Annotated in this window: 27 protein-coding genes; 16 read left to right on the top strand and 11 right to left on the bottom strand. The window is 38.8% G+C overall.

Features of this window, described 5'->3' with window-relative positions:
• Nucleotides 1–59 precede the first annotated feature (59 nt).
• Entirely contained in the window at nucleotides 60–821 is a 762-nt protein-coding gene (locus BUC20_RS01535) for an AraC family transcriptional regulator (protein WP_073226527.1), read from the top strand.
• A gap of 83 nt (nucleotides 822–904) precedes the next feature.
• Nucleotides 905–1,813: a haloalkane dehalogenase gene (locus BUC20_RS01530; RefSeq protein ID WP_073226524.1), complete on the top strand. Its 909-nt coding sequence runs from the start codon at nucleotides 905–907 to the stop codon at nucleotides 1,811–1,813.
• A 35-nt stretch (nucleotides 1,814–1,848) separates the two neighbouring features.
• Here BUC20_RS01530 and BUC20_RS01525 read toward each other — a convergent pair whose 3' ends face one another.
• Nucleotides 1,849–2,802 (bottom strand): helix-turn-helix transcriptional regulator, encoded by a 954-nt coding sequence (locus BUC20_RS01525; protein ID WP_073226521.1) that lies wholly within the window; start codon nucleotides 2,800–2,802, stop codon nucleotides 1,849–1,851.
• Between the two features lie 233 nt (nucleotides 2,803–3,035).
• Here BUC20_RS01525 and BUC20_RS01520 point away from each other — a divergent pair, with 233 nt between their 5' ends.
• The 3 genes from BUC20_RS01520 (at nucleotide 3,036) to BUC20_RS01510 (ending at nucleotide 6,923) form a co-directional block, all read left to right on the top strand.
• The gene (locus BUC20_RS01520; protein WP_073226518.1) at nucleotides 3,036–3,428 is read left to right on the top strand and encodes a RidA family protein; all 393 of its coding nucleotides are present in this window, start codon (nucleotides 3,036–3,038) and stop codon (nucleotides 3,426–3,428) included.
• Between the two features lie 100 nt (nucleotides 3,429–3,528).
• Complete coding sequence (locus BUC20_RS01515; RefSeq protein ID WP_073226516.1) at nucleotides 3,529–4,452, top strand: AraC family transcriptional regulator; 924 nt, start codon at nucleotides 3,529–3,531, stop codon at nucleotides 4,450–4,452.
• Nucleotides 4,453–4,688: 236 nt separating this feature from the next.
• On the top strand, nucleotides 4,689–6,923 hold the full coding sequence (locus BUC20_RS01510; RefSeq protein ID WP_073226513.1) for an alpha-L-fucosidase: 2,235 nt from the start codon (nucleotides 4,689–4,691) through the stop codon (nucleotides 6,921–6,923).
• Between the two features lie 182 nt (nucleotides 6,924–7,105).
• Here the strand turns inward: BUC20_RS01510 and BUC20_RS01505 are convergent, their stop codons facing one another.
• Complete coding sequence (locus BUC20_RS01505; protein ID WP_200800869.1) at nucleotides 7,106–8,095, bottom strand: NmrA/HSCARG family protein; 990 nt, start codon at nucleotides 8,093–8,095, stop codon at nucleotides 7,106–7,108.
• Between the two features lie 113 nt (nucleotides 8,096–8,208).
• On the opposite strand from BUC20_RS01505, the gene BUC20_RS01500 reads away from it, so the two are divergent.
• A complete protein-coding gene (locus tag BUC20_RS01500; RefSeq protein ID WP_073226510.1) occupies nucleotides 8,209–8,586 on the top strand; it encodes a winged helix-turn-helix transcriptional regulator in 378 nt (125 codons plus the stop codon).
• A gap of 106 nt (nucleotides 8,587–8,692) precedes the next feature.
• Here BUC20_RS01500 and BUC20_RS01495 read toward each other — a convergent pair whose 3' ends face one another.
• Genes BUC20_RS01495 through BUC20_RS01485 form a run of 3 tightly spaced genes read right to left on the bottom strand, consistent with a single transcriptional unit; the run spans nucleotide 8,693 to nucleotide 10,453 of the window.
• Nucleotides 8,693–9,511 (bottom strand): alpha/beta hydrolase, encoded by an 819-nt coding sequence (locus BUC20_RS01495; protein WP_084528444.1) that lies wholly within the window; start codon nucleotides 9,509–9,511, stop codon nucleotides 8,693–8,695.
• Complete coding sequence (locus BUC20_RS01490; protein ID WP_073226507.1) at nucleotides 9,511–9,858, bottom strand: hypothetical protein; 348 nt, start codon at nucleotides 9,856–9,858, stop codon at nucleotides 9,511–9,513. The genes BUC20_RS01495 and BUC20_RS01490 overlap by 1 nt, the downstream gene beginning before the upstream one ends.
• A gap of 13 nt (nucleotides 9,859–9,871) precedes the next feature.
• Entirely contained in the window at nucleotides 9,872–10,453 is a 582-nt protein-coding gene (locus tag BUC20_RS01485) for a hypothetical protein (RefSeq protein WP_143166664.1), read from the bottom strand.
• 159 nt (nucleotides 10,454–10,612) lie between these two features.
• On the opposite strand from BUC20_RS01485, the gene BUC20_RS01480 reads away from it, so the two are divergent.
• The 6 genes from BUC20_RS01480 to BUC20_RS01455 all read left to right on the top strand — a co-directional run bounded on the left by BUC20_RS01480 (nucleotide 10,613) and on the right by BUC20_RS01455 (nucleotide 14,666).
• Complete coding sequence (locus BUC20_RS01480) at nucleotides 10,613–11,131, top strand: hypothetical protein (RefSeq protein ID WP_073226503.1); 519 nt, start codon at nucleotides 10,613–10,615, stop codon at nucleotides 11,129–11,131.
• Between the two features lie 55 nt (nucleotides 11,132–11,186).
• On the top strand, nucleotides 11,187–11,702 hold the full coding sequence (locus tag BUC20_RS01475; protein WP_073226501.1) for an STM3941 family protein: 516 nt from the start codon (nucleotides 11,187–11,189) through the stop codon (nucleotides 11,700–11,702).
• Between the two features lie 98 nt (nucleotides 11,703–11,800).
• Nucleotides 11,801–12,496 (top strand): hypothetical protein, encoded by a 696-nt coding sequence (locus BUC20_RS01470; RefSeq protein ID WP_073226499.1) that lies wholly within the window; start codon nucleotides 11,801–11,803, stop codon nucleotides 12,494–12,496.
• Between the two features lie 18 nt (nucleotides 12,497–12,514).
• Nucleotides 12,515–12,823 carry a hypothetical protein gene (locus tag BUC20_RS01465; protein WP_073226496.1) on the top strand — a complete coding sequence of 103 codons (309 nt, stop codon included), beginning with the start codon at nucleotides 12,515–12,517 and terminating at the stop codon, nucleotides 12,821–12,823.
• A 4-nt stretch (nucleotides 12,824–12,827) separates the two neighbouring features.
• The gene (locus BUC20_RS01460) at nucleotides 12,828–13,574 is read left to right on the top strand and encodes a DUF2931 family protein (protein WP_073226494.1); all 747 of its coding nucleotides are present in this window, start codon (nucleotides 12,828–12,830) and stop codon (nucleotides 13,572–13,574) included.
• Nucleotides 13,575–13,637: 63 nt separating this feature from the next.
• Entirely contained in the window at nucleotides 13,638–14,666 is a 1,029-nt protein-coding gene (locus BUC20_RS01455) for a hypothetical protein (RefSeq protein WP_143166663.1), read from the top strand.
• Between the two features lie 25 nt (nucleotides 14,667–14,691).
• On the opposite strand, the gene BUC20_RS01450 is transcribed toward BUC20_RS01455, so the two are convergent.
• The 3 genes from BUC20_RS01450 to BUC20_RS01440 are packed head-to-tail and all read right to left on the bottom strand — an operon-like array spanning nucleotide 14,692 to nucleotide 16,757.
• Nucleotides 14,692–15,537, bottom strand: coding sequence for a hypothetical protein (locus tag BUC20_RS01450; RefSeq protein WP_143166662.1), 846 nt, complete (start codon nucleotides 15,535–15,537; stop codon nucleotides 14,692–14,694).
• 43 nt (nucleotides 15,538–15,580) lie between these two features.
• A complete protein-coding gene (locus tag BUC20_RS01445; RefSeq protein ID WP_073226486.1) occupies nucleotides 15,581–16,189 on the bottom strand; it encodes a GAD-like domain-containing protein in 609 nt (202 codons plus the stop codon).
• A gap of 58 nt (nucleotides 16,190–16,247) precedes the next feature.
• A complete protein-coding gene (locus BUC20_RS01440; protein ID WP_073226485.1) occupies nucleotides 16,248–16,757 on the bottom strand; it encodes a hypothetical protein in 510 nt (169 codons plus the stop codon).
• 354 nt (nucleotides 16,758–17,111) lie between these two features.
• Between BUC20_RS01440 and BUC20_RS01430 the strand changes: the two genes are divergently transcribed.
• Both BUC20_RS01430 and BUC20_RS01425 read left to right on the top strand, forming a co-directional pair.
• A complete protein-coding gene (locus BUC20_RS01430) occupies nucleotides 17,112–17,648 on the top strand; it encodes a DUF2975 domain-containing protein (protein ID WP_073226479.1) in 537 nt (178 codons plus the stop codon).
• A gap of 3 nt (nucleotides 17,649–17,651) precedes the next feature.
• Entirely contained in the window at nucleotides 17,652–17,861 is a 210-nt protein-coding gene (locus BUC20_RS01425; protein ID WP_073226477.1) for a helix-turn-helix domain-containing protein, read from the top strand.
• Nucleotides 17,862–17,919: 58 nt separating this feature from the next.
• Here the strand turns inward: BUC20_RS01425 and BUC20_RS01420 are convergent, their stop codons facing one another.
• A complete protein-coding gene (locus BUC20_RS01420; RefSeq protein WP_073226474.1) occupies nucleotides 17,920–19,377 on the bottom strand; it encodes a rhomboid family intramembrane serine protease in 1,458 nt (485 codons plus the stop codon).
• 481 nt (nucleotides 19,378–19,858) lie between these two features.
• Between BUC20_RS01420 and BUC20_RS01415 the strand changes: the two genes are divergently transcribed.
• Complete coding sequence (locus tag BUC20_RS01415) at nucleotides 19,859–20,206, top strand: VOC family protein (protein ID WP_073226471.1); 348 nt, start codon at nucleotides 19,859–19,861, stop codon at nucleotides 20,204–20,206.
• 16 nt (nucleotides 20,207–20,222) lie between these two features.
• Here the strand turns inward: BUC20_RS01415 and BUC20_RS01410 are convergent, their stop codons facing one another.
• Nucleotides 20,223–21,218, bottom strand: coding sequence for a terpene synthase family protein (locus BUC20_RS01410; RefSeq protein ID WP_073226468.1), 996 nt, complete (start codon nucleotides 21,216–21,218; stop codon nucleotides 20,223–20,225).
• Nucleotides 21,219–21,257: 39 nt separating this feature from the next.
• Nucleotides 21,258–21,395, bottom strand: a complete 138-nt coding sequence (locus BUC20_RS33850; RefSeq protein WP_159441030.1) for a hypothetical protein — start codon at nucleotides 21,393–21,395, stop codon at nucleotides 21,258–21,260.
• 461 nt (nucleotides 21,396–21,856) lie between these two features.
• Here BUC20_RS33850 and BUC20_RS01405 point away from each other — a divergent pair, with 461 nt between their 5' ends.
• A complete protein-coding gene (locus BUC20_RS01405) occupies nucleotides 21,857–22,450 on the top strand; it encodes a RagB/SusD family nutrient uptake outer membrane protein (RefSeq protein ID WP_159441029.1) in 594 nt (197 codons plus the stop codon).
• The last annotated feature ends 83 nt before the right edge of the window (nucleotides 22,451–22,533 follow it).

Below are 22,533 nucleotides of genomic sequence, written 5' to 3'. Positions count from 1 at the left end.
ATAAAATCAACACAGAAAAACAAAAAACCGGTTATATTTGATGGTATAAAACGTTTGAAATGAAAGTCCATCAATTTCTTCCGTCCGATGTGCTTAAACCTTTTGTAAGCCGATTTCTGGTTACAGAAAGTGAAGGTGATTTAACGCGTCAGCTCCTGCCTGGCACTGCACCCGTGATGGCTTTGCGTTTTAAAGGTGCAATATATCTCAACGATACGAGTCTGGGCTTCGGAATTACAGGCATACACAGAGTGGCACGACCAGTTCACTATACTTCCGGTTCTGCCGTATTGCTCGTGCTTTTCAGGGAGGGCGGTGCCGCAGCATTTATAAACATGCCTTTAAATGAATTATCGGGTTTAACCGAAAATCTGGACAATGTGTTTCCTGCTGAACAGGTTCAGCGACTTGAAGAAAGCCTGGACATGGCTCAAACGCATGCCGAGAGGGTCGTGATGGTCGAAAACTTCCTGATTACACAACTCAAAACAAACGATAAAGATCCAATGATCAGTAAGGCTGTCGATATGATTAAATTCAGGAAAGGCAATTATAAAATAAAAGATCTTGCTGCTGCGCTGAACATCAATATCGATTCTTTCGAAAAGCGCTTCCGTGCGCAGGCAGGCATCTCTCCGAAACACTTCTCCTCCATCGTCAGGATCCAGTCTGTCATCAGCACTTACCAACCGCATCAAAACCTCACCGCAGTTTCCATGGAAACCGGTTTCTTCGATCAGGCCCATTTCAACAGGGATTTCAAGATATTTACAGGCGAAAGCCCTGGCCAGTTCTTTAAAAAAGGCGTACCGAAATGGTGATTTCGCAAAGCCGTTAAAACTTGATTTTGTACAATTTTTGGTTTCCTCTGTAGCATAATTTTGTCTTGTTAAATGATCAGCACATGAAACACTTACCTTTAATTATCGCGATTACCAGCTCCCTCTTGTCGCAGGCAGCCGAAAAAAAACACGTTAACGTATTAGGAAAGGACATCGCCTATCTGGAAACAGGAACTGGCAATCCTATTGTATTTCTGCATGGAAATCCCACCTCGTCTTTTGTATGGAGAAACATCATTCCCTACGTATCACACTTAGGGCGTTGCATCGCGCCTGATTTAATCGGAATGGGCGATTCCGAAAAGATCTCAGATCCGAAATCACATACATTCGCCGAAAATAGCCGCTACCTAGATGCTTTTTATGAAAAGCTTGGGCTTAAAGAGAAAATAACATTTGTGGTGCACGACTGGGGCTCGGCATTGGCTTTCGATTGGGCAAGCAGACATCCTGAAGCCGTTAAAGGGATTGCATTTATGGAATCTATCACCGTTCCCTATAAATGGGAACAGATGCCTCCAAAAGGCAAAGAGATTTTTCAAGCCCTACGCTCCCCTGCAGGCGAGAAAATGGTACTCGAGCAAAATTCCTTTCTTGAAGTCAACATTCCTTTATCGCACCTCATCCCATTGACCAGGGAAGAACATGACGAATACCGCAGGCCTTTTCTCGTACCCGGAGAATCACGCAGACCTATGTTATCCTGGGCACGCCAACTCCCCTTTCAGGGAGAACCCAGTGCATTTACAGTTGTAGCCAGCAGGTATACCGCATGGCTGAAAAAGACACTCATACCGAAACTGTACATTGAAGCCGATCCGGGAATGAGCTCTGTTGATGCGAAAGCGTTTTGTAACAGTCTGCCAAATACAACGAAAGTTGTGGTAAAGGGCCTTCATTATCCGCAAGAAGACTCACCTGTACAAGTAGGTACGGCTTTGCTTGCCTGGCTTCAGGGGATTACTCCATAATTGTAGTAATGTCAATATTCGTAAAATCGTGTACCCTATTTCTGCATCCTGTTTAGACCTGCCTTTACTATACCGGCCAGTTCTTCTTTCAGATGGATCGGTTCTATAATCTCTCCGACATCGATAAACCTTAAAAACCACCTTACAAACGATGTCGGATGAGCTTTGCAGTTAAAATACATCAACACTGTTTCATCTGTGATCATTTCTTTGACGTAACCAAAGTTGTCACGTTCAAATGATAAAAAATGCGCATATTTTTGATCGACACTGATTGTAATTTCCGTAAAGTACTGAGCATGATAAAGCGCATTCAATTCATTTACTGAGGGATGCGCCTTCTCGAAATGCTTTTGCAGGACGGCTATTTTTTGTATTCGATCCAGTCTGAAGTTTCGATAATCGGATCTGGAATGACAGTAGGCTAAGAGATACCAGTTGCCATTTTCATTGAAAACACCAATTGGCTCTACCGTTCTTGAATTTGGGTGGTCGCCCTTTGCATTTTTATATAAGATCTCTGTCAGCCTCTTGCTTACAGAACTTTTGAGCAAAGTGTCCATAATATTGGGAACATAGTCTTTTGCATCAAACTTTTCTTTAATGAGGAGTTTATCCTGAAGGTGCAGAATTTCCTTTTTCTGCTGACTATGAAATGAGCTTTTGATCTTGGTGAGCACCTGATCGAAATTTCTCCGGATAGATTCGGTCTCATGATTTCGCATGATTTTTTCTGCAATCATCACGCTTAATACTTCTCCTTCTGTAAATCTGGATGGTGGCAGTCTGAAACCATCAACTATAGAATAACCAGCTCCCGGTTGGTGAACGATTGGAAGCCCTACACGCTCCAGCATATTAAGATCCCTGTAGATCGTCCTTTTGGTTACCTGAAACTTCTCCATCAATTCTTCGATCGGCAAGACAGACCTGGATTGAAGGAGAAAAAATATATGAACTACCCTCTCAAATTTTTTTATGTTTTCCATCTTTCAGGTTATTATTTGTTGAGCTGTCTGCCATATCTGTTGCATTCAGTATTTCCTGTAACATCGGCTTTAACAGGAACAAATTTAGAAATGCCAGTGACAACAGTATGTCACAGCAACTCTAAAATCCAACCAATTATACGATATATAAAATGATCCGGTTTTCTGTGACAAACAGCTGTCACTATTGGGATTTAGGTTTGTAGAAATAAATAATATCTAAATCAAAAACAATGGAAAAAAGATCAGTTGACCCATGGAAATGGGGTGAGTACACGAATTCAGCTCAGGCAGTAGAGGTTAAAAATGTGGAGAGCACACTTTATTGCTCAGGGCAGGTCGCAATAGATATCAATGGGCAGCCCAGCGCAGCAGATATGAGAACTCAGCTCCTGCTTACGCTGAATAACCTGGAAGAACTTATTCAGAGTGCCGGATATGATTGTGCCGGGATCGTTCGTCTGAATGTTTACACCACTTCTGTACAAGAATTTTTTAGCACATGTACAGAGGTATATCGGGAATTTTTGCAGAAATATGGTATCAAACAAGCAACTACCCTACTGGAGGTTAAAGGTCTTTTCGCAAGCCTGACAGTTGAACTGGAAGCTACTGTGGTAAGATAACAAACCCGAATATTACCTGATATCAAAACAGCCATTCCTCCTGGAATGGCTGCTTTGGAGATTAATGTATATTTGAATATTAATTATTCCTTTAAAATGAATGGCAAGCTTAGATAAAGAAGTGCAAATAGCCTATATCAGCAGCGTGAATAAGGCGCTGCAATTTATGGATGAAAACCTTGACACAAATTTGTCTTTGGAAATGGTTTCAAAGGTTGCTTGTTTTTCCCCCTATCATTTTCACAGGATATTTAAGGCCATTACAAATGAGACCTTAAATTCTTACATCAATAGAAAGAGAATTGAAAAAGTAGCATCTGTTTTAATACGCAAGCCGGAAGTAAGTATTACTCAACTTTCGCTTATGTTAGGTTTTACCAGTAATTCCTCCCTTACCAGGGCTTTTAAAAAAAATTATGGTTTAAGCCCATCTGAATTCCGTAAACAAAAAAACAGCAGGTTTAGCAAGATCAGTAAAATTGAAAGCAAGAATGGGCAAGAGCAGGTCGTTTTTGAGGAATACATTTGCAGCGTTGATCACCTTAAAAACTGGATCGAAATGAATGCAAAAATTGAAATCAAAGAAATCGCCAATTTAGAATTGGCTTACACAACAAGCATTGGAGCACAGAACATTGCGAATGCTTATGACACATTGGTTAAATGGGCAACTCCATTAGGCTTACTGAAAGATCCCGATACGAAAATGGTCACCATCTATCATGATAGTTTTAAAACCACAGATCCCAAAAAAGTTAGGATAAGCGCCTGTATTACTCTCCCTACCCCTATCAAAGCATCCGGAAGTATTGGAAACACCTCCATTGAAAAAGGGAAATTTATTGTTGGAAGCTTTGTGATTGGCTTAACTGAGTTCGAAAAATCATGGAACAGCCTTTTCGTGTGGATGGCCGAAAACGGATATAGAAAAGCAGATAGAGATCCTTTTGAGCTCTATCATAATGATTACAGAACACATCCTGAGAAAAAGTGTATTGTAGATTACTTCATACCTATTTTGTAAGATAGCTTCACCCACATTCCTCCTTATTCAACAAACCCCTCTTTACAGAAGTCAAGAGGATTTTGTTGTTTGTCACCATCCAACAGCACACTTTTCTTTGTTGATAGAGATCTAAACAATTAGTCGGATTTGTACAAAAAAACATTCATTTACGCCAAATTTAGTGCAGTTTGGTTTAGTACATTTGATTCCAACCAAATTACCCGGGTAACCGGAAATGACTAAACCAATAATTAATGAAAAGAATACCCATCAGCGTCCTGGCTGGCGCATTACTTTATTTCAATGCGAACGCACAAAACAGTGCAATCACCCTTCAAAACACAATCCCTATAACCCTAAACGACACAAAATCTACGATCATAGCTAAAGCAGCTCATGTGGTACCAACCGCCAATCAGCTTGCTGCCTTAAAAAACGAGTTCATTGCCTTTATACACTTTGGCCCTAATACTTTTACCCGCATGGAATGGGGAAATGGCAAAGAGGATCCAAAGATTTTTGATTTAAAGGAACTGCATACAGACCAATGGTGCCAGGCAATGAAATCGGCGGGTATGAAAATGGTCATCCTGACTGCAAAACACCATGACGGGTTTGTACTTTGGCAAAGCCGGTATACCAGTCATGGGGTGATGTCGACAAATTTTGAGAATGGCAATGGAGATGTGGTGAAAGCGCTCTCAGCGTCCTGTAAAAAATATGGTTTAAAATTAGGGATTTACCTGTCTCCTGCAGACCTCTTCCAGATTGAAAGCCCCACTGGATTGTACGGTAATTTAAGCCAGGTGAACAAACGTACTATACCCAGACAGGTTTCCGGCAGACCATTTGCCAACAAGACCAAATTTGAATTTGAGGTTGATGATTATAACGAATATTTCCTTAACCAGCTATTCGAACTCTTAACAGAATATGGTCCTATCGATGAAGTTTGGTTTGATGGAGCCCACCCTAAAACAAAAGGTGGCCAGAAGTATAATTATGCAGCCTGGAAAAAACTGATCCATACGCTGGCACCCAAGGCTGTTATTTTTGGCAAAGAAGACATCAGGTGGTGCGGCAATGAGGCCGGTGGAACACGAAAAACAGAATGGAATATTATCCCGTATTCAGAGAACCCCAAAACTGCGACTGACTTTCCGGATTTAACAGCCGAATCCCTGGGAGATCGAAATGATCTGTATAAAGGAAAATATTTACACTATCAGCAGGCAGAAACAAACACCTCCATACGTGAGGGCTGGTTTTACCGGGATGATGAAAAACAAAAAATACGTAGCACTGATGATGTTTTTGATATTTATGAACGAGCTATAGGTGGTAACTCTACGTTCTTGCTTAACATTCCTCCAAACCGGGAAGGTAAATTTTCTCCTGGGGATGTAGAAGTGTTAACTGAGGTAGGGAAACGCATTAATGAAACTTATGGCAAGAATTTATTCGCCAGAGCAAAAGGCCCAAAAGAAATATTAGATAAAAGCTCTGCTACCTACTCCTTGCTGACAAAGGCAAAAAACAGTTTAGAAATTACGACCAGTAGTCCGGTCACCATAAACAGAATTGTCTTGCAGGAAGCAATATCCTCCCATAGTGAACGGGTAGAAGAACATATATTTGAAGCATGGCTTGAAAATAAGTGGCAGACCATTGCTTCTGCAACGAACATCGGTTACAAGCGAATCCTGCGTTTTCCGGAAGTTACCTCGTCAAGATTCAGACTAAAAGTACTTTCGTCAAGAGCATCTCCGGCAATTGCAACAATTGAAGCGCATTACTACCGCTCCAAACCACCTCAACTTCAATTCGACAGAGACCTGAATGGCTTATTGACCATATCGTCAAAAAAACACGAATTTGGATGGAAACCACATGGACAGGACGCAACAGGAAACCTTGGTATGGGTACCGAAATTTATTACACTACCGATGGTACTGAACCATCCTCCGCTTCTAAAAAGTATACGTCGCCTATCCAGGTCGTTAGCGCTGAAGTTAAAGCCATTGCCATAGCAAAAAATGATAAAGGAAGTGTGGCCAAGGAAACATTTGGCTTGCTAAAGAAAAACTGGAAATTGTTAAACGCAGCAAGCGAAGCAAATAAAAAAACAGAAACAATGGCTTTTGATGCGAACAAGGAAACTTACTGGCAAACTGAATTTAATGAGGAAACGAGTCCGATGGCTATAGATCTGGGTGCTGTACACAAATTAACGGCCTTTAGTTATACTCCACCCAAAGCTTTCCTTGATGGCATGATTGAAAAGGGAATCATTCAGACCAGCAAGGATGGTAAAAACTGGGAGAATATAGAAACCTTTGAATTTGGAAACCTGATTAATGACCCAACCGCCAGAACGCACTATTTTAAAAAGGAGATATCCACCAGATATATTAAACTACAGCCAACAGCAATTTCAGGAAATAAAAAGTCTGTCGCTATTGCAGAGCTGGATTTTTTTGAACAATAATTGAGTGTACCAGATTCTCCTCAGCTATGCTAAAAACAAAAATCCCTTTCTCTTTTTGGACCGGAATTCAAAAGGACAACTTTAAAAACTAATTAAAATGATGAGCCCGGTATGTTATCGGGCTCATTCCTTTTAGATTGAGTTTCCCCCTGGCCATGACCAGTACCATTTTAAGGATGTGATTAGAAGGACCGTTTTTCACCCTGCCAACCAGTACTGCGTAGAAATCCTTCCCAATTGAGGCTATCCGGGTTTCTTTCACGGCTCCATAACAAATCACGATCTTTGCCGAAATAGCCATATTCAACTGCGTACTCTGCCATCCCTAAAATTTCATCCACCAGGAGCTCGTTTGAGGCAAATTGCGGAAAATGATGAAGCATATGTTCCCGCGTATATGCGGAACTATACCTCGCTTTCTTACCTGTGACCCTAACAAAAGTGTCCACAATTTCCTGAGCTGAAATCACATCGCCTATTACCGGCAATGACTTACCGGCATATTGAACTGGGTTCGAAAAAATCTCCAAAACAGCTGGTCCGGTAGCCGTAAGGGGATCAACAAAGGGTGCCCGAAAATCTCTGGGTAAATAAATTGGAAATACAAGCGTATCATCCTCCACAACAGGAGTGTAAAACTCCATAAGATTAGTATAGAAAAAAGCCATGTAGATAAAGGAGCTTGTGATTGGAAGCGTACGAATATAGTCTTCAACCCTGGCCTTATCTGTAAAATGAGGAGCAAACTTTTTCCCTTCCGTAATTTTATCTACATTTTCCAAACTACTAAAGATAACATGCTGAACCCCTGCTTCAACCGCTGCATCCGCCAACTGTTTACCCAACTCCAGCTCATGAGTTTGCGGAGGGGCAATACCTGGCGTCATCATGAAAACACCAGCTGAACCCCGGAACGCTTCCACAAACTCTTTCTTATATCCCAGACTAAGCGGTACACTCAGCAGTTCAACCCCTTGTCTGGCCAAACTAAGCGCCTCTGGAGAATCAATCCGTCGGGTAGTTCCACGTACACGATAACGCCCGCTTTGTAACAGCGTACGTGCAGCGCTACTGCCCTGCTTGCCCAAAATACCAACTATTGTGATCAGCGGTTTATCTTCCTGATTCAAGTTTTCGTTTGCAATTTCATTTGCCGTTAAATTTGATACCATTCTTTTATGATTTAGGTGAAAATTTATACTATAATAATTATAGTTGCAAAAGTATTTTTAGCGCCTTACATTTGCAATAACTATCCAAACAGATAGGTTAAAATAAATGCAGGATGAAAACAGAATGTATTGGTGATTACGTAAAACTAAATGGGAAGGCTTACCCCTGTACGATTAGTCTGGCGATGGATTTGATCGGTGGAAAATGGAAAGCGGTGATTCTCTATCATTTAAAAGATGCGGAAAAACGGTATAACGAGCTTCGGAAAGAAGTACCAAATATTACCGAAATGACATTGAGTTTACAGTTGAAACAATTAGAAAAGGACGGCCTGGTATCAAGAAAGGTATATGGCAAAAAGCCTCCTGTTAAAGTTGTTTACAGTCTGACGGATTTTGGAAAAACATTTATACCGGTACTGGAAACAATTACCAACTGGGGAAATCAGATCGTTTCCGAAAAGGGTGAATTTGTCGACAACTCTTTGTAAAAACATAGTATACTAACTATAGCCATCTGATGCCTGCATCATAGGTTACATCTTTAATTCCGGAAATAAAGCGGCTGAGAATTTGGCTGAAACAAAAAAGCATAGCTTATTTAAGGATCTTTTTCATTTGTTCCAAATATGCGGTGTTATTGATAAAACTGTTGTGCCCCTCTCCTTTCAAAATGAACAATTGATCACCTTTTTTTAAAAATGGACTCAGTTTCTTAGAAGAGCCAGGATATATAGCCTTGTCAGCGTCTCCATGAAAAATCGTTACCGGTACCTTTATTTTTTGCAAAAATTCATACGTCTTAAATTGATATTTCATATTGGAGGAATCGGTACCCGGCGCAACGTTGGATATCCAATCTGATATGCTATAATATGGGGCTTGTAAGACCAATGCTTTAGGGTTATTGTTTGCTGCAAGGATTGCAGCCGGCCCCGTACCGATCGACTGGCCCATCACAATAATTATAGACTCTGAATAAATTCTTCTTAAATTGCCATACACCATCTGGATGTCGTCAGACAATTGAGATTCGCTGCTCACCTTACCTCCACTCTTCCCATAACCCCGATAGTCAAGAATGAAAATATCATAATTAAGACGGGTGTAAAAAGGTGCAATTTTCCCCCAAACGTTCACTCCATCATTGCTGCCATGCAGATAAAAGATCAACCCGTTTGTCAGCCTTGCTTTGAAAAGTAAGCCATTTAAGTTATAGCCATCTTTTGTCACAAAATTTAATTCCGTAAAAGGATCCGGAAATCCAAAATGAAATTCTCCCTGGAATTTGGAACCTGGGAAGAATTGTTGTTCCAGTCCTTTTTGAATTTCTTCTTTTTTGAGACTGTCAACATTTTGTCCATAAGTAAACTGAACCAATATTAGAAAAGCGAGTATGGAAATAAGTTGTTTCATTACCTTGCAAAATCTATCGTATCAATAAGCCAGCCGCAAAAGCATTCCCTGCTGGTCATCAGGCATCCAATGTAAATAACAGGTATGGTAAAAAGCAGCAATAAGCAAAAATCAAATCCTGCAATTTTATATTGTTTACGCCTCAGGTTTTTAATAAAATCGACTAAAAAGCCAATAAATAAAACGATTAGTATAAAAACCAGCAAAATTGCGATACCCAATCCTGCATCTGTAGGATGTTCTTTTTGCCTGTTGGCTTCAAATGCCATTTGGGCATAAAAATACAGCAACAGCAAAGGTACGGCAATAAATAATAAACGGATGATGAAGGGCTTAATTCGGGTCATTTTCTAATATTAATTATTTCCAGGCAAGTTTAACAGCCTCCTCAGGCCCGGTAATCCTGGTTAATGAATCATCAAAATAAAAAGTTGTTTTTTGTTCCACCTGAACACCATAAGCATTATTAGCCCTGTATTCATGTACAATTTTCCAGCCTATAAGATGAGGTTTATAGATTTGTTTTATAGAATCAGATTTGGCACTATAAAAGGAAGAGCTGTCGTTATACTTTCTTTGCTTTGCCGAAGCGGCAAGCATTTCCTTCCATAATTTCTCCTTTTTAAGCTCGTTCCTGGTGGTATCTACCCGGTAGCCAATCGCTGCCAGCTCCATAAAGGCTGCTGTGCTCATATCCAGGCAATGTTCCACGCGATTCCGATAAACTACGTAAAGAGAATCATCATGATAGGTACTGTACGCACGATCCAGTTTCCCAAAGAGACCCGGCTCATATTGATAGGTATAGTTTTCTCCTGCTCCAAAGGCCTGGGCAATCAGGTGCTTTGCTTTTTCTCCCGGCGTTTTTGGTACATTCTTACAAGAATCAAAAAGCAACAACAGCACTAAAGCGACAAATGATATGTATTTTATTCTGAGCAAAGGGTTCAATTAAAGGGTGAATAACTAAAAGTACAGAAGTTTTGTAAAACATTTTTGTTAAAATTAATATTAATTTATCACCACTTAGTGACACAACCTGTATTTGGCCCTACTTTTGGTAGCAAGATTGGTCACCAGACAGTTGTAACCAGACGCCATATGACTACAAGAATTACTTTCAATCATTTCACCCTTATATTAACCCTATTTTTTTGGTTATATATCCCTTTTAAAGTAATCAACCTATACCAATCACTTGTACCCAGAAAAGGATTTATTGAATCGGTAGAAAAATCAGGAAACAGGATTCCCAGCTATTATTTCAAGTTAAAAAACGACAATAACACTTATGTAAACAATGGAAATGGAACTTTAAGTTTATTTAAACAGGAACCAAAACCTAATTTACACTGTACTTTTTCCACCAGCCCGGACGAGGTAAACTTAAGCCAGATCCCTACCGAAATATTCTATATTGGGCTTAATGAGCAAAATAAACTCATAGATTGTTACTACTATGTTGTTCGTAAAGGCTTGTTTACCCATCTGACCACCATCCTGTTTTCTTTCATTTTAATCGTGCTGAACATTATAGCGTATAACCGCTCTAAAAAAAAGCTATACTGGTACTGTTTTGTAATTTGTCTGCTTCAGTTCTTTTTATTTATGTTACTTTGATCGCATTTCCTCTTCTGTCATGAATACCACTATCACCTTATTAACACTCGATTGAATGATCATAAAATTTAAAACCAGAGAAATCATGATCAGCATTATTTTATGTTTATCTGGCCTGGCATTCTCTGTATTTGTCCTGCTTACCACCTATTTATCTGTAAGATTGATTTTTATTTTATGGATTGTCGTCATCGGGCTTATTCTTCTGGAAAGAGTAGCGCAACTTCGTAACAGCAGAAAAGGAATTGCGGCCCTAAAACTTGATGAGTATGGCGTCACAAACCATACCGTTTTAAAAGAAATCTTTATTCCCTGGGATGAAATCAATGACTTTCAAGCCGGATTTTACAGGACCCGGTCAATTTTCATAGATGTAAAAACTCCTGTTAAATACAGGACCACAAAAATCGAAGATTACAGGTCTTTAATTGGTTATCTCCACAATCTTACCACAACAAAACCAGATTTATTATGGATAGATACAGACCTGTTAGACATAAAAAAAGAGGATCTATTAAGCTTACTTAAAATGAAGCTGCGGGAACAAAAAAGTAAAGGGCCAGACAACTAAATCAAAGTTTACACAAAAGAAAGGCTGCAGACAAAGACCATAACCAATTCTCCTTTATAGGGTTAACGCTTTTCTAGTACTTCTAAAACACTTAGACAATGACAAAAAACACGATATCAGGTATCTTCCTCCTAATTACCCTGAATGTGGCAATTTCAGGCTGCAAAAATGGAAAAGATACAAAACAAGTAATCGGGAAGGAAGCTAAGAACCATCCTCCGCAGATCAAACATCAGACCATCCTGATCAACACAATCAAGTTAAATCAAAGTATAGACAAAATCTTGCAGGCATTTGATTTGACAAAAAACGACAATAGCAATTCAGAATATAATTTAAACTTAGCTTATGAGGAATTTTCATTTCCTTTGAGCGGGAATTTCAAATACAATGAATTGAACCTGGGAAAGCTGAACAGTTTGGTTGTTTATTATTTAAAAGATAGCAATTCAGCTTTTAGCTACGAATTAGAACTGGAGAATAACCCCAATCAGGAATTACTGATCAAGGAACTCAACAAGAGTTTAGGAAAGCCTGCTTTTTACAAAAAACTAGAAAACACAAAAGAGCATCCCATTTTCCTGAATGAGAATGGAGAGCAAGAAACTCAACATATCATTGAAGAATCCCTAAAATGGAATGACAGCCAGAATAAGTCGGCCTTATTCGTAATTCATAAAAAAAATCTGACCGGTAATACAAATAAACTCAGCTTAATTGTAGTATACAGCGAAAGCAAAATGTTTGATGAATGGATGAAGTTCAGAAGCCTTGACATGACTTTTATAAAATAATCAGCTAGCTTTTAAATTATGGAAAACACAGCATCAGAGCTTCAAAAACAAAAGAACAGTAACTTGTCTTTAGTCCTTATTTTGGTAAATGTGTCATTGGTATTGATTTTTATCAATACAGGAGATATCGATGAATATGACTCAAGTGTAAATACAGCATTTGCAGTGTGGGCTCTGACGATTTTGTTGGGAATATATGCCTTCAGTTATCACGGAAAGGGCTATCGGATTGCCAAATGGATTTTTGCCATCCTGGTTCTGTTAAGCATTGGCTATATCGGCATTTTTATTTACGTAACAGGCTTAGCACATTCCTTTAAAAATTAAATGCATGAAGCTTAATCTGACTAACAAGGTCTATATCGGCATTACAATTTTATTGATTGTCGCTACAGCGTATAAAAATATAAGTTTTAAGGGCTGGGAACGCTATAATTATTCGGCCACTATCCTTGCTCCTTCCACATTTCCAATCCACATCATTGAAGCTCATTTTCTTATTCCTGGTGATGATTTTGAAATTATCGACCGTGAATGGGTAAATGATTTCAGTACGGAATGGGATACGGATTACGTTAGTGGAAATCACGCAAAAATACAGCGGTTACCAGAAAAGATAGTGCTAAGATATGCGTCCTATCGCGATGAAAAATTTTACAGCGACACTTTAGAGCTACCAAAGGCTGAAATTAAATCCATTTTTAAACATGCATCCGGTAATAAACAGTTTCTTGAGCTCTCCTCTCATGCCGGAAAAAAAAAGGGACTAAATTTCGTTATCGGAATTGCGAATAGCGGAAATCTCGTGGTCTGGTTACGGGGCGTTAATCTGGAAAAGACCTTGCTCAAAACAAGATTAAGGTCAAAAGAACCCAAACCGGATGACACATTTTACGAAAAACAATTGTCTAAAAAAGATTATTTAAGAATGACTTTTGGCGGTCTTGCAAACAGCATTAAAAGCAAGATTGATAGTGGTATTAATGCGGGGGCAAATTATATAGATACGCCGTCACGCTATATAGAGAAAAATAAAGAGCTATGGGAGTATCAGAAGAAAAATGGCTTCATTGATTGATTAGCGCTACAAGCCAGGGTTACCAAAAAGCAATTCTTGTATTAAAGAAAAACCAACAAACCAATGGGCTCCAAACGCTTCTTCCTGTTAATTCTTCTCTGTAACTCATTCGCTTTCTGCGCGAAGGCACAAATGGACACTTCTCATGTAGAAATTTGGGGCCTACCTAAGGGCTATTCAGAAGTTAGCTATATGCAGTTTCTGAATGAGAAAAAAGTCACCCCTTGCATGCAGGATTTGAAAGAGTTTGGTTATAAAGAGGCCACTGTTATCGGTCTGGAAGAACTTCGGCTGGTGGTCTTAAGGGCTAATCCTGTATATAATTTTAGTCCTCCAGCTAAGAAACAAAAGATCTATCCACCAAAAAAAGTGATCGATTTGCTTTACTTTGGAATAAACAATGATGAGATTAATTTTGTTAAACAGGGGTATTTTGACTTCCTGAATAAAGATTCCGCTGAAATCAATAAATCGATATCAGTATATCAGCAATATGGTTTACTGGTGAACAAGGAAAAGGTTTATGAGAGGTTTGATCTGATCAGGAGTCTGGACAGTTCTGATAAAGACAGCTGCCTTAATTTTTTAAAATTATCCGATGAAGCAAGAATGAAATCTGCAGCATTGTTGGGATACGTTTCTCAGGCCCGGTCTAAAGATGACATGCTTGTCCTGTTTCCCTTTTTGCTGGACTTTACCATTGGCGACGAAGCCAATACCTATCTGACCCGTTATTTAAACCGCGTTGGGCTGAATGCCTCAGATTGGCAGCAACATCACAACATGTTCGTGTTGACCTTGAATTGTCCTGATCCCTTTAGGGCTACCTCCCTTATGGAGCTTTATCAGAAAGAAAACCATTGTAAGCGTTATGCTGAGCAAATTCTGAAGGAAGGTAATCTAACAATAGTCGAAATCCTTAAAAGCCGGAGAAGGGAGCTGGATGAGCTGAGAACTAAAACAACTAACTTCTTGTCCTATCTGACGGATCAAAAGTTTGGCAATGATTATAATGCCTGGTTAAGCTATCTCGGAAAGAGAACTAAATCATTAAGCGTTACCAGTAAAATAAAAACACCCCGCATCGGTTAGAGACGCGGGCTATCTTGATAAGCGTCTATATATTCGCTTTTTCTAAAAAGAAAGAGATAACCTCTTTTTGAGTCAAAAGGTCTTTAATGTAGAGCTTAACTTCTTTAGATGGTAATATTCCTGGTTTCAACTGCATAGACCTTAGAGATCCATCCTTCTGAGGAGCAATCAAAACAACCCTTCCCAAATTCAAATCGAAAAGACGAAAGTTTACAACTGCATAGTTATTCCTGTCTGCGGTAAGAAATGAAATAAAATCAATTTTATTATTTTTAGTTTTAATGCTGCCTTGCCCAATGTAATCCGGATAATTTCTCGAACTGACACTTGCCTCCATATGAGAGTTACCGTCTTCAGCTATATAGTCTGTCAGAACAACAACCAGAAAAAACACTTCATTTGGTTTAACTCCAAGATAGTCCTGATTGATAAAAGACTTATCAACGAAAAAGCCGTTATAAATAATTTTTTTGTCCTTTAAACTAATCCCGGAATAATTTCCAACGGTACCATTTCCAACAAAAGCAGAATCTCCGATTAAGCTGTATTTCGGTCCGGGGAAAACCCCTTCCACCATAGGCTTACCTGAAAATTCTATGTCCTTTAAGTCAATTTTAAAATTACGTTTAGACCAGGTTGTCGAATCTTCCCTGTTTCTAAGGTGCTGTAGCTTTTTACTCAAATCCCAGTTAAACTTCGTGTTCTTTTGCGCCTGAGCATGTGCAGATATGAATAGTAACACCAGTTGTGAAACTAAAAACATACCTAAAATTATGGTTCTGCTATTCCGATTGGAAGAGATTTTCGGTTGGATTTTTAATGAGCGAACAACTTTTTGTTCTCTAACATTGTACTTACTGATTACTTGCATAAACTATCTTTTAATTGCCTCTTTGTCTGATGTGTTTTAAAAACTATCCTAAATCAATGATCTTTCCTGCAGCCTGGCCAATCACCTCAATGTAGGATTTCGCGTCTACAACCTGCAAATTACTGTTTGATGCTTTCCCTCCTAATGATAAAGCAGGAACATAGCCATAGCATTGACCATAATTCAGCTCCGGTAACTTCCCTTTAATTTCAAGAAATGCTTTGGAATCAAAAAAATCTTTGTCTGAGATGCCATAATTATCGCCCAACACACGATTTAAAACAAATTTCATTTCTCCGATTACACGAGTTTTACACCTTCTTACATCAATTTGTTTGACTCTGTTTCCTTCATCCGGAGCTATCGTCCAGTTTTCATTTCCTTCCCAGATTAACAAATCTCCCAATGCAGTAATCCCAAAAACAATAGACGGCTCCAACAGCTTATCAATATATTCAAATACGAAATCAAATTCATCAGGATCCACTAATTGAAGAAATCCATCTTCATAAATTCCAAAGCCCAATGCTCTCCATATATTTATCAAATCTTCAGGAAGTACATTCTCGTACTTTCCCAATGTTTCTAAAGAAACCTCGCTGTGCTTTACATAGTTATTTTGGTTTCTCTCCTCAAATGTTAATTTAGCCATGTTATATCCGTTCTTTTATATCAATAAGTAATCCGGGCCATATCCTTCATAAGAAAGGTTACTGTTTATGAAAAACCGGATCAGTTTGCAGCAAAACCTCCAATCCATCTGGCAATTCAGGAAACAAGATCTTCAGCTTATCCCGACCAATATTACCAGCCGACACAAATCTCCAGGTTCTACCCTGATCCTGGCTAATGCCCAATGTTGAAGTGAGACTACTAAAATAACCACCTTCTGTAGTCAATGTTATTTCCTGAGGGATAAGGCAAAACACTTCGCTTCCACTCTTGTAAAATTCACCTATTTTCCCAATTGAGGCATTACGAAAACTCATCCCCTTACTTTTCATCTCGGCAATCGCAGCGTTCATTGTTACAATTGCTTTTTCCCTACCTCCCAAAGACGCTATGATTTTAGGATGAGTAAGATCTGCCAATGTACTCATGTCATTTTTCACCATAGCATTAAACATAATAGTGATATTATTTCTTACCACGACTGTATCCTGAGCGTTAACGTTACAAGTGATTATTGCAAATAAAATGAAAGGCAGTATGTATCTCATGGTATTTATTTTAACGAATATACATTGAAAAACAACTAAATTGCAACCTGTTATAATCTCTCAAATATGGATTTCTGGTATACAGTGCGTAATGTTTATGATAAAAACGATAACGACGGCCTCTCCTGGAAAAGATGTCTTGAGTGGAGCAAACTAACACACCTTAAAGAAGTCATATCTCTTGACGCCTCCTTTCATCTAAATCTTTTCTGCCACTCCTACGTAACTGTTATTGTTGCAGACGACGCCCGTAATGTAAAATTCATAAAATGCACTTTTATTGAAAAAAAATGTTTATTTATTGTTTATCAATAAATATTTATTACCTTTAGATATGATTTAAATTTTACTACTATGTCAAAAACAAACAACATCGTATTTAAAGGCCTGCACATTGTTGCGTGGATCATCTTCGTAGGATTGTGTATAGAAGCAGGTGCCTTCGTCGTCAATTTTGTTTTTAGTATCTACAACCCTGAATTTGTTGCAAAGCTCTATCAAAAGCTGGACTTAAGCCAAATGTATAATAGTAACAGATGGGCTTTTTTCAGTATCTATAGCTTTATCTTACTGATCTCACTTTTGAAAGCCTATTTATTTTATATCGTCATCATGCTATTACACAAGTTAGATTTGTCAAAACCTTTCAACACTTTCGTTTCCAATCAAATCACAAAAATCAGCTACTACACTTTTTCTATTGGCATACTTAGTTACATCGCTCTGCAAACCGCCAATAACCTGAAATATGATAGCTACAATATTGGCAACCTTAACGAGTTTTGGGCAGACGGGCAAGCATTTATAATCATGGCAGCCGTAATCTATGTGATTGCAACTATATTCAAAAAGGGTGTAGAAATACAAAACGAAAACGATTTAACCATTTAAGCTATGCCAATAATTGTAAACTTAGACGTAATGATGGCGAAGCGAAAAATCTCTCTGAATGAACTTTCTGAAAGAGTTGATCTGACATTATCTAATCTGTCTATTCTAAAGACCGGAAAGGCAAAGGCAATCAGATTTAGTACCCTGGAGGCTATTTGCAAAGCATTAGACTGCCAGCCAGGAGATATTTTAGAGTGCACAGACGACAAGTAAGAACAACAAGCTCTAAACTGTGACATCTAGAGGGTTCTGATAGGATTTGACATCTATATCATCGTTTCGACAACTGCTTAATCACCGACTTGATTTGCTCGTTAATAAGTTGGAGCCGCTCCTGTTCACCATGCTCCCCCCTTTGTATATCTAAACTCATCATTTCATAGCTTTGAATTCTGAGCCTGCAATAACGGATAAGCAAAGCATTTTTTTTATGTGTCTTTTCAGGGAGTGTGAGTTTGTCCGACTGCTTGATGAGTTCAAGGCCCTTACTCCAGTCCCCGATACTTGTTTTTAAGCCGGATAACTGCGCCTCAGCAGGTTTATCGTCGAAATCTTTGAACACCTTTAGCGCATCGGTCTCTATGGCGTAAAATACCTGCATCTGTTTTTGATAAACGAACCGGTCACTTTTTGACATCGATATATAACCAAAGGCGGAACAGGCAATAGTTACTATTGCAATGGTAGAAAGCGTCAGTTGGTTTAACATACGGTTATCTGCTTTTTTCAAGGCTGGCAGATAAAGAAATCCGATCAGAAGGCCACTCAATAGGCCACCTACGTGTGCTGCATTATCAATACCGCTCTTCAAATTACCATACACCAGATTATATATTACAAAAATGCCGATGTTAATGAGCAGACCTTTCCGCATGGACGGCTCAATGTGGTTGGTACATAATATGGCAATAAATACACCATATAGTCCGAAAATGGCACCGGATGCACCGGCACTTACGGTATAATCGTGCCACCAAAGGCTTAGCGCACTTGCCGCAATACCGGTTAACAGGTAGGCTATTATAAATTTACTCCTTCCCAGAAAGGGTTCGAGTAAAAATCCCACGTAAAAAAGCGCGTACATGTTGAGCAGCAGGTGAATGAAACCAAAATGCAGAAAACAATTGCTAAGCAGTCTCCACCATTGCCCGTCCAATGTGGCAATGGTCGAATTCGCTCCCCAGGCGATCATACTTTGCGCATCAGGTTCAAAGAAGGACACACCCGTACAGACCATCATGATAAAGATGATGATATTCGAACCTACTAATATAGGGGTAACAAAATACGCATTTGCAGGCACGAAATAAGATTGGAACCCATTAAAAAGATGAAACTTTGGCCTGGTGTCAGGCTTTAAAGTATCTTCATAAGGAGGTATAAAATCCTTTTTATACCGCTTATATTTTTGCTGGATCTCATCATCTGTCAAAGCGGTTTTCATCTTTTCAAATGCAGCATGGTACTGTACGACTGCTTGCTCGCATTTCCCATAATCAACCGTCAGGTTAGAGATCGTTACACACTGCACGCTTATTACACCTTCCAGTAGTTTAACTGTTACTTCGCCATTCCAGGAGTATTCGCCATTTTCCGTATAGGCAATGACACCGGCATCAGAAGTAAACCTGATGCGCCAGCCAAGCTCATTTACTGTTTCAAATGCGATAACGAGGGTTTGCTTATTGGTAAGCCCGTCGGTTTGCAGTTCTTGTACAAATTTTCCCATATAATATCCTGAGTCTTCTAACCAAACATAACAATCAAAAACCGTTTTATTCAATATTGGTTATAAGCGGAAGTAAATCTATGAGTAGATCAGATCTCTTCCACCGTTTGTATAAATAAATGATCTCTCTTTTATTATGCATTTTTATTCTTAGGGAAGAAGAAATATTAGATTATGTCACTGAAATTGACAAGAAATTTAGAGATTTGTTCAATCCACACCTTTATAAAAAATAAACATGAAATACCTTGAATTATATCCAGAAGCTCCAGGAAGCATACGAGAAGATTGTATAGTGGATGTAAAGGCAAGACCAATTCATCTATGCATTATGAATTTGATGGCTGGCCCGGCGATGAATTAATCACTGAAGCTGGACATCTTCGTGTAATTGAAGAACAAGTGGATTGAAGAAGACTTTTAGTACATTGGTTTACAAAAATTGAAGAATTTTAAGCGAATAATAATCGGAATTTAGTTTATGGTTAAAAGAATTGTTGCAAATATTCATACTGAAAATATTGCTAAAGCCGAGGTGTTTTATAAGCACATACTTGGTCTGGACATCCTAATGGATCATGGCTGGATTACAACTTATGGCAATAATCAAAACATGGATGTGCAGATCAGTTTTGCTTCAGGAGGCGGTTCTGGAACGTTAACACCTGATCTATCCATTGAAGTGGATAATTTCGAGGAAACATTAAATCGTACCAAAGAAGCCGGATTTGTTATTGACTATGGCCCGGTAGTTGAATCCTGGGGAGTAAAAAGGTTTTTCGTCAGAGATCCGTTTGGTAAGCTCGTTAATATCTTATGTCACGTTTAACCTGAAGCAACATATATTATTCTGCAACCACATTATTCTCCGGCCAGGCAAACCCCACTCCTCCGTGCTGGTATCTTTCTGTTTCAAGATAAAAAGAATTCACTCCCTGAAGCCCCACTCCTGCATAATAGACGAATTTGTCTACATGCTCCTGAAATTCACCAAACTCACGATACTCAGTATGTAAGGCAAGTGCTTTTGCCAATTCTTCATTATGGATTTGAAATGCCTGCTCGCAGGCATCCTTCAGCGAAAGGTTATATTCCTGCTGCAATACAAAAACCAGGTTAAAAACTTCTGTTCCCTTTGCCATTTCTTTTGGCAGGGAATGAATGTCGTTTTGCCAGGCAACAACCAAGGTCATATGAGATATCATTTTTTGAACAACAATATGCTCAAAAATATGTTCAGGCAGGACAAGTCCCGATTCAATTTCACCAAAGATCAGATACGGGCGCATAAGAACAGAATACTCACGAATGGTTTTGAAAAGTGTGAGCGACGGCGGGCGTTGCGCTATTTTATAAGGATACTCCAATTCAATCCCATATCTGAAGGATTGATAGAAATAGTGAATAAAACGCTCCACCCATATGTCAGGCATGAGCGCGCGAAATTCATCCCTTATGAAAGCCATATGTTGATAGAGTGCATTTTCTTCAGGTTTGGGTTGAGCCCCTTTGAGAATGTCTACACAACGAACCCGTAATTGTTGGATTTCCTCCAGAGATGAATGTTCCACCTGATCATCAAGAGCAACATACTGGAGCATGAACCTGTTGCAGGGGATACTCTGCTCATAGGTTAAGTCGGGCCACATACGGGCAGTACACATGTGCAACCTCATTTTCTTGTATATTTCACGTTGTTTCTCCGTCAGGAAAGTATAGTCATTATCAATCCATCCATCCATATCTTTTCCCATCTGCTCCGCATGTGGATTAATAAGATCAGGCCAGATATAATGGCCACGTGGCAGGTAATCTTTTGAATTATATTCTTCCGGTTTCATTTTTTTTAAGATATATGGTTATGATAACTTCTCCTATAGTTATTTTACAAAAGACTGATGAAGTACCACAATGTAAGTGGCCTCTCTGGACAGGTATTGGGGCTTACACCTTTTTCTTCGTTCTACAGAACCTGAATAGTCCTGATAGCTTTTATAGATTTCTGTAAATGAGCGCATAGGTTTAACATTAGGTACAATTGTAGTAACAATGAATTACAAGACTAAACACAAATCAAACATAACATATTACCTATCAATCACATACATTCATTTCATTCATTATTACTTTTCTTTCAAAAAAAAGCATCTTAATCAATACGTAAATAGAGCGACGCTACGAGCTAAATCTGCCCATTGGCACTAATTAATTTGGTATGAATAAATTGAATGAAATGATCTGAAGAAAATCAAAACCGAATTTGCCTAAACCATTCAACCAATTTCCGGAGCGTATGATTTGAGAATAGATGGTTCTGCTGTTACGATTTAAAATTGCTCCCTACACAAACCAACAATCTACCTGATCTCCCCTGCCTCAGCAAGGGAGATGTAATTTCCTGAAAACACGCCCGGTTTAGCTCAAATCATTAATATCGCTATAAAATAAAATGATGTTCTTCAGCTCAATCAATGGCAGTTTGAATGCCGCTGTTCCATTCAAAAAGTTTAATAAAGAAACTATTTTTTATAGCGAGATGGACCAGGGTTTTGCTTTACACATGCCATCAACCGCCAAAATAGATACCCTCCTTTATTCAAAATACAACTCATATGATTTGCGCAAGACGGCCTACTTTAAAGCAAACAGCGGATATCAGCAGTTTAAAGGGAGTTATTCCGCTAATGCAAATATATTATTTAGCGGGATCGCTGTAGACGAACTGTATTTGATAAGGGCTGAATGTCTTGCCCGCTTAAACAGGGTATCAGAAGCGATGGATGATTTAAATACATTGCTAAAAAGCAGATGGAAAAATAGTGTCACCTATCCGATGATGGTCGCCTCTGATGCTAAAGATGCAATTGATAAAATTTTGTCAGAAAGAAGAAAAGAGCTACTGATGAGAGGGCTTAGGTGGATAGATATTAAACGATTGAACAAGGACGGTTTCAATATAATTCCTACCAGACTGATTAATAAGGTAATTATTCAATTGAAGTCTGATGACCGTTTTTATGCTCTGCCCTTGCCAGAAGATATTATCGAACAAACAGGAATGGAGCAGAATTAATTCCAATTTTGTTAACCTGATTTTTAACGTCAAATTTAGTTTTAGTATCTACTACCCTGAATAAGGCCAATTATAGCTAAATA

Source organism: Pedobacter caeni, assembly GCF_900129215.1.
In the GTDB taxonomy this organism is placed as follows: Bacteria; Bacteroidota; Bacteroidia; order Sphingobacteriales; family Sphingobacteriaceae; genus Pedobacter; species Pedobacter caeni.
Note: the sequence above shows the minus strand (reverse complement) of the source record. Positions and strands in the feature narration are given on the sequence as shown.

What these genes read in the sequence shown, in the direction of transcription:
- BUC20_RS01455 (WP_143166663.1), top strand. Translation starts at nt 13,638, where the DNA reads ATGGGCTCCAAACGCTTCTTCCTGTTAATTCTTCTCTGTAACTCATTC.
- BUC20_RS01465 (WP_073226496.1), top strand. Translation starts at nt 12,515, where the DNA reads ATGGAAAACACAGCATCAGAGCTTCAAAAACAAAAGAACAGTAACTTG.
- BUC20_RS01515 (WP_073226516.1), top strand. Translation starts at nt 3,529, where the DNA reads ATGGCAAGCTTAGATAAAGAAGTGCAAATAGCCTATATCAGCAGCGTG.
- BUC20_RS01475 (WP_073226501.1), top strand. Translation starts at nt 11,187, where the DNA reads ATGATCATAAAATTTAAAACCAGAGAAATCATGATCAGCATTATTTTA.
- BUC20_RS01415 (WP_073226471.1), top strand. Translation starts at nt 19,859, where the DNA reads ATGGTTAAAAGAATTGTTGCAAATATTCATACTGAAAATATTGCTAAA.
- BUC20_RS01490 (WP_073226507.1), bottom strand. Translation starts at nt 9,858, where the DNA reads ATGACCCGAATTAAGCCCTTCATCATCCGTTTATTATTTATTGCCGTA.
- BUC20_RS01525 (WP_073226521.1), bottom strand. Translation starts at nt 2,802, where the DNA reads ATGGAAAACATAAAAAAATTTGAGAGGGTAGTTCATATATTTTTTCTC.
- BUC20_RS01420 (WP_073226474.1), bottom strand. Translation starts at nt 19,377, where the DNA reads ATGGGAAAATTTGTACAAGAACTGCAAACCGACGGGCTTACCAATAAG.
- BUC20_RS01535 (WP_073226527.1), top strand. Translation starts at nt 60, where the DNA reads ATGAAAGTCCATCAATTTCTTCCGTCCGATGTGCTTAAACCTTTTGTA.
- BUC20_RS01425 (WP_073226477.1), top strand. Translation starts at nt 17,652, where the DNA reads ATGCCAATAATTGTAAACTTAGACGTAATGATGGCGAAGCGAAAAATC.
- BUC20_RS01505 (WP_200800869.1), bottom strand. Translation starts at nt 8,095, where the DNA reads ATGGTATCAAATTTAACGGCAAATGAAATTGCAAACGAAAACTTGAAT.
- BUC20_RS01410 (WP_073226468.1), bottom strand. Translation starts at nt 21,218, where the DNA reads ATGAAACCGGAAGAATATAATTCAAAAGATTACCTGCCACGTGGCCAT.
- BUC20_RS01460 (WP_073226494.1), top strand. Translation starts at nt 12,828, where the DNA reads ATGAAGCTTAATCTGACTAACAAGGTCTATATCGGCATTACAATTTTA.
- BUC20_RS33850 (WP_159441030.1), bottom strand. Translation starts at nt 21,395, where the DNA reads ATGCGCTCATTTACAGAAATCTATAAAAGCTATCAGGACTATTCAGGT.
- BUC20_RS01430 (WP_073226479.1), top strand. Translation starts at nt 17,112, where the DNA reads ATGTCAAAAACAAACAACATCGTATTTAAAGGCCTGCACATTGTTGCG.
- BUC20_RS01480 (WP_073226503.1), top strand. Translation starts at nt 10,613, where the DNA reads ATGACTACAAGAATTACTTTCAATCATTTCACCCTTATATTAACCCTA.
- BUC20_RS01500 (WP_073226510.1), top strand. Translation starts at nt 8,209, where the DNA reads ATGAAAACAGAATGTATTGGTGATTACGTAAAACTAAATGGGAAGGCT.
- BUC20_RS01470 (WP_073226499.1), top strand. Translation starts at nt 11,801, where the DNA reads ATGACAAAAAACACGATATCAGGTATCTTCCTCCTAATTACCCTGAAT.
- BUC20_RS01530 (WP_073226524.1), top strand. Translation starts at nt 905, where the DNA reads ATGAAACACTTACCTTTAATTATCGCGATTACCAGCTCCCTCTTGTCG.
- BUC20_RS01520 (WP_073226518.1), top strand. Translation starts at nt 3,036, where the DNA reads ATGGAAAAAAGATCAGTTGACCCATGGAAATGGGGTGAGTACACGAAT.
- BUC20_RS01440 (WP_073226485.1), bottom strand. Translation starts at nt 16,757, where the DNA reads ATGAGATACATACTGCCTTTCATTTTATTTGCAATAATCACTTGTAAC.
- BUC20_RS01510 (WP_073226513.1), top strand. Translation starts at nt 4,689, where the DNA reads ATGAAAAGAATACCCATCAGCGTCCTGGCTGGCGCATTACTTTATTTC.
- BUC20_RS01495 (WP_084528444.1), bottom strand. Translation starts at nt 9,511, where the DNA reads ATGAAACAACTTATTTCCATACTCGCTTTTCTAATATTGGTTCAGTTT.
- BUC20_RS01445 (WP_073226486.1), bottom strand. Translation starts at nt 16,189, where the DNA reads ATGGCTAAATTAACATTTGAGGAGAGAAACCAAAATAACTATGTAAAG.
- BUC20_RS01450 (WP_143166662.1), bottom strand. Translation starts at nt 15,537, where the DNA reads ATGCAAGTAATCAGTAAGTACAATGTTAGAGAACAAAAAGTTGTTCGC.